The organism is Flectobacillus rivi (assembly GCF_030056655.1).
Lineage (GTDB): Bacteria > Bacteroidota > Bacteroidia > Cytophagales > Spirosomataceae > Flectobacillus > Flectobacillus rivi.
Map to the genome: position 1 here is coordinate 322659 of NZ_JASHIE010000002.1, position 11198 is coordinate 333856.

7 protein-coding genes are annotated in these 11198 nt (G+C 40.3%); all 7 read left to right on the forward strand.

Going from position 1 to position 11198, the window contains the following annotated elements:
- Positions 1 to 88 precede the first annotated feature (88 nt).
- The 7 genes from QM481_RS03735 to QM481_RS03765 all read left to right on the forward strand — a co-directional run bounded on the left by QM481_RS03735 (position 89) and on the right by QM481_RS03765 (position 11174).
- Positions 89 to 3280 (forward strand): SusC/RagA family TonB-linked outer membrane protein, encoded by a 3192-nt coding sequence (locus QM481_RS03735; protein WP_166551390.1) that lies wholly within the window; start codon positions 89 to 91, stop codon positions 3278 to 3280.
- Positions 3281 to 3539: 259 nt separating this feature from the next.
- The gene (locus tag QM481_RS03740) at positions 3540 to 5069 is read left to right on the forward strand and encodes a SusD/RagB family nutrient-binding outer membrane lipoprotein (protein ID WP_283380699.1); all 1530 of its coding nucleotides are present in this window, start codon (positions 3540 to 3542) and stop codon (positions 5067 to 5069) included.
- A gap of 204 nt (positions 5070 to 5273) precedes the next feature.
- On the forward strand, positions 5274 to 6587 hold the full coding sequence (locus QM481_RS03745; RefSeq protein WP_283380700.1) for a gluconate:H+ symporter: 1314 nt from the start codon (positions 5274 to 5276) through the stop codon (positions 6585 to 6587).
- A 107-nt stretch (positions 6588 to 6694) separates the two neighbouring features.
- On the forward strand, positions 6695 to 8053 hold the full coding sequence (locus QM481_RS03750) for an alpha-L-fucosidase (RefSeq protein ID WP_283380701.1): 1359 nt from the start codon (positions 6695 to 6697) through the stop codon (positions 8051 to 8053).
- A gap of 161 nt (positions 8054 to 8214) precedes the next feature.
- Complete coding sequence (locus QM481_RS03755; RefSeq protein WP_166551394.1) at positions 8215 to 8703, forward strand: RidA family protein; 489 nt, start codon at positions 8215 to 8217, stop codon at positions 8701 to 8703.
- Positions 8704 to 8832: 129 nt separating this feature from the next.
- Positions 8833 to 10002 (forward strand): D-TA family PLP-dependent enzyme, encoded by a 1170-nt coding sequence (locus QM481_RS03760; protein WP_283380702.1) that lies wholly within the window; start codon positions 8833 to 8835, stop codon positions 10000 to 10002.
- Positions 10003 to 10100: 98 nt separating this feature from the next.
- Positions 10101 to 11174: a dipeptidase gene (locus tag QM481_RS03765; protein ID WP_283380703.1), complete on the forward strand. Its 1074-nt coding sequence runs from the start codon at positions 10101 to 10103 to the stop codon at positions 11172 to 11174.
- Positions 11175 to 11198 lie beyond the last annotated feature (24 nt).

The following is an 11198-nucleotide window of genomic DNA, read 5'->3' on the forward strand; positions in this document are numbered from 1 at the left end:
TTATTTAAAATTTATGTTAAGTTTGTAAACAAATAGCGCAATAAAACTTGCAAATTTTGCAAAACCCAAATCTCCAACTAAACAAGCTATGATGAAAACTCGACTATTACCTCGCTCACAAAGGTTGCTGTGGCTATCTGTGCTAGGAAGTATGACCTTTCAAGGTTACGCAACCGAGCTTGCAGAGCTCCGTCTGGCTCATAAGAGCAATATTACTTTCAACGTACTTGGCACAGTTCCAGTGTCTGGTGTGATTACCTCTGCCAAAGATGGCAGCCCAATTATTGGAGCCTCTGTTTTTGTAAAAGGAAATCCCAAAATTGGTACTTCGACAGATGCTTCAGGAAAATTCAAATTGGGAATTCCTGATAACATTACAAGTATTACGTTGGTCGTATCGATGGTTGGATACGAACCGCAAACAGTAGAACTTTCGGCTAATCAAACTGCTGTATCAGTTACTTTAAAAGAAAGTGTACAAAACATCCAAGAAGTAGTAGTAACTGCTTTGGGTGTGAAAAAAGACAAAAAAGCACTTGCCTACTCAGTAACAGAAGTAAGTGGTAGCGAATTTACTCAAGCTCGTGAAACCAACTTAGCCAATGCTCTTTCTGGTAAAATTGCTGGGGTAAACGCAACAAGTTTGGCAACAGGTGCGGGTGGTTCGAGTAGAGTGGTAATTCGTGGTAATGGCTCATTATCAGGCGATAACCAACCTTTGTATGTAATCAATGGTATGCCAATTGACAATAGTACACCAGGCGGTAGCCCAACCACAGGTGGTAGTGGTCACAACGTTGACCGTGGTGATGGTATTGGTGGTATCAACCCTGACGATATTGAAAGTATCTCAGTCTTGAAAGGTGGTACAGCAGCAGCCTTGTATGGTTCACGTGCTGCCAACGGTGTTATTTTGATTACTACGAAAAAAGGTACAGTCCGTAAAGGTATTGGTGTAGAATACAATGCTACTGCTACAATCGACGATGTCGTTGACTTTACTGACTGGCAATATATGTACGGTCAAGGAGACGGTGGCGTAAAACCAACTTCACAAGCGCAAGCCGTAAGCTGGGGGCGTCGTTCGTGGGGTGCCAAAATGGACGGACAGCCTTATATTGCTTTTGACGGAAAAGAACATCCTTATTCTCCACAACAAAACAATATTAAGAACTTTTACCGTACAGGTTCGACTTTGAGTAATACCATTTCATTTAGTGGTGGTACTGAAGCCTTGAACTTTAGAGCATCAGTAGCAGACATCAATAACAAGAGTGTATTGCCAAATTCTACCTTCAATCGTAAAGTAGCCAACCTAAGCATTAATGCTAAATTAGGTGAACGTATTTCGATGGAGGCTTTGGCACAATATAACTTAGAAAAAGCGCACAACCGTCCGAGTGCTGGTGATGCACCAGGTAACCCTAACTGGGCAAACTACATGATTGCCAACACAGTAGATATTCGTTGGATGGATCCAGGCTATGACGCAACGGGTCGCGAAGTTCAATGGAACGAAACTCCTTATGCTTCCAATTCTTACTTTGTTGTTAATAAATTTAGAAATGATGATACCAAAAACCGCTTTATTGGTCAGTTTGGTTTGAAGTATGATATTTTGAAAAACCTTTTTGTAAAAGGTAATATCAGCCGCGACTTCTATAGCTATGACTTTACAGGTATTATCCCAACTGGAACAGTTTATACTACAAACGCAGCAGGTGAATATCAAGGTATCAAATCGACAGTTACAGAAAACAACTCTATGTTGACTGTAAACTACAATACCGATTTAGGTCCAGTTCACATGAATGCGATGTTAGGTGGCAACCAACGCTCTTTCGAACGTTCTGAAATTTATACTAACGGTACACAATTCATTATTCCAAACTTTTACAGCTTTACCAACCTGACTACAGCTACGACTCGTCCAGTAACACAACGTTTGGCGACAAACTCGGTATTTGGCTCGTTAGACCTTGATTACAAAGGTGTCTTGTTTTTAAATGCTTCAGCTCGTCAGGATTGGTTCTCTACATTGGGTATCAAAAACAATACAATTCTTTATCCAGCAGTAGGAACCAGCTTTGTATTATCACAAGCTACAGAAATGCCGTCTTTTGTCAACTATGCTAAATTGAGAGCTTCTTGGGCTCAAGTAGGTGGTGGTGTACCAGACCCATATACCTTGAATCAAAGCTATAGTATGGTAACAAGTAGCGGACAGCCATTGCAACAAATCACAATGACTAATGGCGAGTATCTTCTTAACAACCCAAGTTTAAAGCCATTTACCTCAACCACTTGGGAAGCAGGTCTTGATACCAAATTATTCAATAATCGCTTAGGAGTAGATTTGACTTATTACTTGCGTCGTACTACTAATGATATTGTAAAAACTGCTATTTCAGGAACAAGTGGTTATCAAAATACCTACGTTAACGTTGGACAAGTAGACAACTCAGGTATCGAATTATTGTTGACGGGTTCTTTGGTAAAAACCAAAAACTTTAGTTGGAATGCAAGCTTCAACATGGCTTATAACCAAAACAAAGTAGTTCAATTGACTGAAGGTGTAAATACGATTCAATTAGCTACTTCGGTAGGTTCTTGGGCTTATGTCAATACAGATGCAGGTCGTCCTTATGGTATCATCAAAGGTTATACGATGGTTACTGACTCAAAAGGAAATATCGTTTATGATACTTCTACAGGTTATCCAGTAAAAGGCCCAATCAAAGAAATTGGACAAGGTGTAGCGCCGTTGACAACAGGTTTGAGCAACTCGTTTACCTACAAAAATTGGAACTTTGATATCTTGTTAGATGGCAAATTCGGCAACGATGTATTCTCGGTAATGAACGTGTACGCAACTCGTTTCGGCTTACAAAAAAGTACTTTAGCAGGTCGTGACAATGGCTTAGTTTTGAACGGTGTAACTGCCAACGGCGATTCTTACACTCGTACAGTACCAGTATCTCAGTTGCGTCTTTACTATGACAACTTGAAAAACTACTCAGACCTATTTGTGTATGATGGAAGCTTTATCAAGTTACGTCAAATCGTTTTGGGCTACAAAATTCCAGCGAAATACCTAAGCTTTGCTAAGATTCAGTCGGCATCTATCTCTTTTGTGGCACGTAACTTATTTGTGTTGTACAAAAAGACAGAAAACTTTGACCCAGAATCAAGTTATACCAACAGCAATGCCCAAGGTTTCGAGGCATTTGGTTTGCCAAGAGCACGTAGCTACGGTATCAACTTAACAGTGAAATTCTAGGATGTGGTGAACTAAGGGAAAAACGGGATGTGTTTTTAGGGGCGAATTTTTTCGCCCACTAATTCAGAGAGAGTGCGGAATCAGGAGTTGTGAATATAAATTTTCAATAACCCCAATTATATCATATTCTGTAAGAAAACTCATTTTTGAAATCCCTTTTCCTTTATTCAGTAAGCCCCAACATGTAGCATTTTCAACATAGGATAAATTCAAAAAATTGTGCTAAAGAGTCAGCTCAATAGCGTATTACCTGAGACTTATGAAAAAGAGACATACATTTAAAACCCTTCTTTTTATGGCTGGTGTTGCACTTTTCAGTTCGTGCGACAACGGTTTTGAAGAACTCAATATCAACCCCGATACTTCTCCCATCATTGTGCCATCTTATATGTTTAGCAAGGCACAATACGATGCACTCAACAATAGCTGTGCTAGTACGTATGAGTTTGCAGCGGGAGGTTCGATTCAACATTTTTCGACATACAAAGATGTACCAGGTATTGGAGATAAATATTTTTTCTCACAAGGTACTTACCCGTATGACTTCTTCAACAACGCTTATCCGTTAGGCGTAAACGAAGTTCAGACAGTTATCAATGCTGTTAAAAACGATCCTGCACAAGTAAACCTTTATGCGATAGCTCGTATTTGGCGTGCTTATACTTTCCACCGCATTACGGATTTGTACGGAGATATTCCATACTCTGATGCTGCACAAGGTTATACTGCTTCTAAATTCACTCCAAAATATGACTCTCAACAAAGTGTCTACTTGGATATGTTGAAAGAATTGGAGCAAGCAGCAACGAGTTTGGATGCAACCAAATCATCATACGCAAGTGCTGACATTGTATATGGTGGAGATGTGGCAAAATGGAAAAAGTTTGCTTATTCATTAATGCTTCGCTTGTCGATGCGTATGACCAAAGTGGACGCAGCAACGGCAAAAACTTGGGCACAAAAAGCCATCGCTGGAGGCATCATATTGGATGATAAGGATTTGGCAAAAGTGCAGTATATTGCTAACGGTCAAGACATCAACAAAAACCCTGTTTCATTGGCTTTACGTGGCAACAACTATGCTGTGGCAGATGGTAACAACAATACCGAAGGTGGTAAGTTTTCAAATACATTTATTTCTTTCTTGAAAACTAACAAAGACCCTCGTTTGAGTTCAATTGCAGTTGTTTGGGTAGATAAAAAGCAAGATACTACTGCTACCATACAAAAAGGTATGCAAAACGGTTTGTTACAAAAACCTGCTGATTTTATTACGTATTCTGAGCCAAATATCAACACCGTGTTGAAACTAGATGCGCCAATGGTTGTAATCAGTAATGCCGAAATGAATTTCTTGATGGCTGAAGCTATTGTAAGAGGTTGGGCATCTGGCGACGCAGCGAGTTACTACCAAGGTGGTATATCTGCTTCGATGCGTAATATGGCTATCTACGGTGACGCAGCAGCTATTTCTACTGCAAAAATTAATGCTTATTTGTCGACTCATGCTTTCCCTGCAAGTTTCGATGCGCAAATGGAACAAATTCACTCACAAATGTGGGTATCTTTATTCCCAGACGAAGTAGAGGTATATTCTAACTGGAGAAGAACTGGTTATCCTAAATTAACGCCAGTGAACATTACAGGTAACTTGACCAATGGTACGATTCCAAGACGTTTGATTTATCCAATTGTTGAAGAAAACCTCAACGGACCAAACCTCAAAGAAGCAATCTCTCGTCAAGGTGCTAATACGCTTACAACTCGTATATGGTGGGATAAAAACTAGCCAAGTCGGCGTGTAGAATGAAGAGTGAGGAGTTTCAAAAACCTCACTCTTTAATTCAAAAAACCTTATTTATCCTTTTTAATACCCCAAAATAAGACGTAAACTTTAGCGTGTGGACAATGTGTAAAAGTGATTTTTTGACTACAGAATAAAACAATTATAAAATTAAATCTCATCACTTTTAACTCTGCACTCAAAATTCCTATGATTTTATTGCTTGTAATTGCTTGTATTGGACTATTGGTGCTACTGATTACTGTTGCGAAGTTCAATCCATTTTTGGCTTTTTTGATTACCTCCTTAGTGGCAGGTATCAGCATGGGAATGCCCCTCGAACTCATCAGCAAGTCTATCCAAAAAGGAATAGGCGACATGTTGGGCTCATTAGTTGGGGTAATTGCCTTGGGAGCTATGTTGGGCAAATTGGTGGCTCAAAGTGGCGCTGCACAACGTATTGCCTCAGTCATGATGGGACTTTTTGGCGAAAAATACATTCAATGGGGCTTAGTTTGTACAGGTTTTATTATCGGAATACCCCTATTTTATAATGTAGGTTTTGTGTTGATGATTCCTTTGATTTTTTCGGTGGTGTATCAATACAAATTACCTGCTGTGTATATTGGCTTACCCATGCTGGCATCTTTGTCGGTGGCACATGGTTTCTTACCTCCTCACCCCTCGCCTGCTGCATTGGTAGCGCAGTTTCATGCAGACATGGGGCAAACTTTACTGTACGGAATCATTATTGCGATTCCGACAATTATTATTGCTGGCCCGCTTTACTCTCTAACCCTAAAAAATATTTCCTCAAGTCCCAACTTGAGTTTTGCGACTACTTCCGAACCCAATCAAATTTTACCTAGTACCTTTCTGAGCTTTTTTACAGCCTTATTTCCTGTTTTTATGATGGCAGGAACCACTATTCTCACAAGTATTTTGCCAAGTGATTCGCCCTTGATACCAGTTTGTAAACTGATTGGTGATCCTGCCATGGTTATGCTATTGGCAGTTTTGGTAGCAACCGCTACTTTGGGAGGGCTGACAAGTCAGGCGCTTTCCAAAACGATGAATACTTATTCTGAAGCTGTAAAAGATGTAGCAATGGTGCTCTTAATCATTGCTGGAGCAGGAGCGCTCAAACAAGTTTTTATGGAAAGTGGAGTAAGTGATACCATGGCTTCTCTGCTCAAAAATGTCAGTATTCACCCTTTGATTCTTGGCTGGTTGATTTCCGCTTTTATTCGTGTATGCCTAGGCTCGGCTACGGTAGCGGGCTTAACTACCGCTGGAATTATGGCGCCCATGATAGAGACGCTACAGGTAGACCCTAACTTAATGGTATTATCCATTGGTGTAGGCAGTTTAATGTTTTCGCATGTAAATGACCCTGGTTTTTGGATGTTCAAAGAATATTTTAACCTTAGTATAAAAGATACCATCCGCTCTTGGTCAATGATGGAAACCCTTGTCGCAGTTGTAGGTCTGATAGGTGTACTCATCATCAATTCCTTTTTATAGGCTTTTCCTAGTTTGAGACTTAGTCTCGGACTAGTGTTTGTTTTAGTTTATAAACTGTAAGTAAAAGGATGTTATTACTTATAGAGAAGATTTTTAAAGCACATATTATGAAAAAGTTATTAGTTATTTTTTTACTCGTGTTGAGTTTTTCACCAATCGGAAATGCTCAAAAACAACAAGTTACCAACCAACCTGATAGAGTCAATTGGTTTCAAGACCTTGGCTTTGGCATGTTTATCCACTGGAATGTGGATGTTACACTAGGTGCTGTGATTAGCCACTCTTTGGCTGGGGCATCCACCGAATATGTCGAAAAATACATCAATGAGCTTCCTAAATACTTTAACCCCTACAAATTCAAACCTGAAGATTGGGCTAAAATGGCCAAATTAGCAGGAATGAAATATGTGGTATTTACCGCCAAACACCATTCTGGTTTTTGTATGTTCGATACCAAAACTACGCCTTTCAATGTAATGAATACCCCTCTGAAAAGAGACATTACCAAAGAACTCATCGAGGCTTTTCGCAAAGAAGGTATCGCTATTGGTTTGTATTTCTCCCCTGAGGATTTTTACTCTTTCCATAAAAACAATATTCCTATTGGTCGCTTGCAATTGCCTCAGCATTTTCCTACTAAAAACCCTAGTTTGATGGCCTATGACAAGGAACAATTGAAAGAATTATTGACCAAATACGGAAAAATCGACATTCTATTTATCGATGGCCCAGGTGATGGTTTGAGAGAATATGCTTGGACAATCAATCCTGAATTGGTCATTACACGTGATTTGATGACTACGCCAGAGCAAAATACGCCTGACGAACCACTTCCTCGCCCTTGGGAAGCTAATTACACCATGGGTACTGACTGGCAATACAAACCTACTAACGACCCACATAAATCTGGTACAGAAATTATCAATATGTTGGTTGAAATGCGTGCTAAAGGAGGTAACTTTTTGTTGAACATAGGACCAAAACAAGATGGCGAAATCCAGATTGAACAAGAGGCTTTGTTGCAAGAAGTAGCCCTTTGGAACTTTGCCAACTCAGAGGCTATTTACGCCGTAAAACCTTTGCCTATTGTACGTGAGGATAATGTTTGGTACACACAATCAAATGACGAAAAGTATATCTATGCCATTGTAAGAAGAGCTAATTGGCAAGATTGGAAATACGGTACTCGCAAAAACTTGGTATTGACACACCTTGAAGGCAACGCTCAAACCAAAGTTTCGATTCTAGGATATAAAAGCGAGTTGGTAGAATACAAAGATGGCTTCGATGCAAGCACTTATGTTGCTCCAACTTCAATCGGATTGGTAGTAAGTGCTGTAAATGGACAACGTTTTTATACAAACAACCAATGGCCAAATGCAGTAGTGCTCAAAATCGAAAATGCGAAGTTTAGAAAATTAACACATACCAAAGTAACGCAATCAACTTTGGATGGAGCTAAATAGAAGCTTGAGGTTGGGTATTCTAGAAAGAGTTAAGTGTTTTCCTAAATACCCAACTGTTTAAACGCTTTACAACCTTGTTTTTTCTCAAAAACCTTATTTATTTACACTCAATTTTGAATTTTATTTTTAATTAATGTTACATTTTCAATAAAAACTATTTTATGGAACAGTTGGTAGAACAATTAACCCCTTCAGAGGCATTTGCAAAATTAGGACTTTCATTACCTCCTGCCCCACTACCATTGGGCGTGTACAAACCATATCTTATCGACGGCAAATACTTATATGTTTCGGGTCATGGTCCTGTACAGGATGACAAAAGCCTTATTATTGGACGCATCGGTCGTGAGTTAGATATGGAAGAAGGCAAATTGGCTGCTCGTCAAGTGGGTTTGACCATTTTATCAACCATCCAAACACATTTAGGAAGTCTCGACCGTGTGAAGCGAGTAATCAAAGTGTTGGGTATGGTCAATTGTGTAGATACTTTCGAAAGACATCCATACATTATCAATGGTTGTAGTGAGTTGTTTGCGCAAGTTTGGGGCGAAGAAAACGGTATTGGTGTTCGTAGTGCGGTAGGTTTTGGCTCATTGCCAGACAATATTCCAGTTGAAATCGAGGCATTGTTCGAGTTAGTAAGCGAATAAATGGTGAATTGAATGAGCAAAGTGTAGTGTTCGAAAGATTTCAAACAATTGCTGATTGGGGATTTCTGATTTCGGAAATATAAAAGGCTACCTTAATTTTTTGTAAAATATGATTCAAAAAATTGGGTTGTGCTTCCTTTAATCTTACAGAGCAATGTATCCGAAATCAAAAATCAAAAATCCACAATGGATAAAACTGCTTGGTACAACTTACAAAATTTAGATACCTTGGATACCCCCGCTTTGGTGTGGTATCCATCGCGTATCGCTCAAAATATCGATACCTTGGTAACCATGTTACCAGAGGTAAATCGACTTCGTCCGCATGTCAAAACACATAAATGTCAGGAAGTAACCGAACTGATGTTGGCAAAAGGCATTACTAAATTCAAATGTGCTACCATTGCCGAAGCCGAAATGCTCGCAATATGCCAAGCACCTGATGTATTGCTGGCGTATCAACCAGTGGCGACGAAGTTGCAACGCTTTATCACCCTAATTCAAACTTATACTACTACCCAATTTTCCTGCTTGGTCGATGACTTGTCAGTTGGACAAGCCATCGCCACGGCAGCGATACAGCACGAGATTACGATAAATGTTTATATCGACCTAAACGTTGGCATGAACAGAACAGGAATCTTACCTCAAAAAGCCGAAGAACTTATTAATGCACTTCTTGACTTAAAAGGTATCGCGGTAAAAGGACTACATGCCTATGATGGTCATATTCGTGATCAAGATTTGGCGTTGAGAACAGAAAATTGTCACCAAGCTTTTGTACCTGTATTTGCATTAGCTTCTGGATTTTCTGAAAAAGGAATAGCACTTCAAATCGTAGCGGGAGGCTCTCCGACTTTTCCGATTCATGCTCAAAATCCACAGGTAGAATGTAGCCCAGGCACTTTTCCTCTTTGGGATAAAGGCTATAAGGATGCTTTTCCAGAACAAGCTTTTGAGCCTGCTGCTTTGGTTTTGAGTCGAGTAATTTCTCATCCGAGTACCAACCGAATTTGTATTGATTTAGGACACAAATCTGTCGCTGCCGAAAACGACCTGAACCGAAGAGTTCACTTTCTCAATGCGCCAGATGCTCAGTTTATTGGACAAAGCGAAGAGCATTTAGTGCTGGAAGTGTCAGATATACAGGACTTTCCGATTGGTAAAGTTTTATATGGTGTACCAATCCATGTATGTCCAACAGTAGCCCTTTACGAAAGAGCCTATCTTGCAGAAAACCAATCTATTACTGATAGGTACTGGAAAGTTATAGCAAGAGATAGAAAATTAATGCTTTAGGCTTTCGGGTTTCAGCCTTCGGCCATTTTCCTACAACAACTTAGGCAAAGCCGATAACCGATAACCGAAAGCCGATAACCCTTTAGTCTTAAACTCCCATGTTCACTATAGATGCCCATCTCGACCTTAGCATGAATGCTATGGAATGGAATCGAGATTTAAGAAATACGGTATTTGAAATTCGTGAAAGAGAAATAGGTCTTTCCGATAAACCCGACCGTGCGAAAGGTACTGTCGCATTTCCTGAATTACGTAAAGGAAATGTAGGTCTGGTTGTTGCTACGCAAATCGCACGATATGTTGCTCCTGACAACCCACTCCCAGGCTGGGCATCGCCCGAGCAGGCATGGGCACAGACCCAAGGGCAAGTGGCTTGGTATCAAGCTATGGAGGCTTGTGGCGAAATGATACAAATCAATGATTTGGCTAGCCTAGAAAAACATCTTGCTCTTTGGTCGGATACCACTATTCCAAACGAACAGAAAGCTATTGGCTATATCCTAAGTCTAGAGGGCGCCGATTCTATCGTAACAGTTGACCATGTCGCCAAAGCGTATGAATATGGCTTAAGAGCCATTGGTCCTGCCCATTATGGTCCTGGTCGCTATGCGCAAGGCACAGATGCCACGGGAGGATTGGGTCCTCAAGGTCGTGATTTGCTCAAAGAAATGGAACGACTCAATATCATCCTTGATGCTACGCATTTGTGTGATGATAGTTTCTGGGAAGCCTTAGACCATTTTCATGGAAACATTTGGGCGAGCCACAACCTTTGTCGTAGCTTGGTAAATCATAATCGCCAATTTAGTGACGAACAAATCAAGGAGCTCATCAATCGTGGTGCTGTAATAGGTGGTGCCTTGGATGCTTGGATGATGGTGCCCAACTGGGTGAGAGGCGTATCTACGCCAGAAAACATGAACTGTAATCTGGAAGTAATGCTCGACCACCTCGACCATATTTGTCAAATTGCGGGTAATGCCAACCATATCGGTATTGGCTCTGACTTGGATGGGGCTTTTGGAAAAGAACAAAGCCCTTATGATTTGGAAACCATCGCCGACCTTCAAAAAATCCCCGATATGCTTCGTAAAAGAGGCTATTCTCAAGAAGATATTGAGAAAGTCATGCACGGTAACTGGTTAAGATTTTTAAGAAATGCTTGGAAATAGCAAGTGCAAGGGTAACGACCCTTG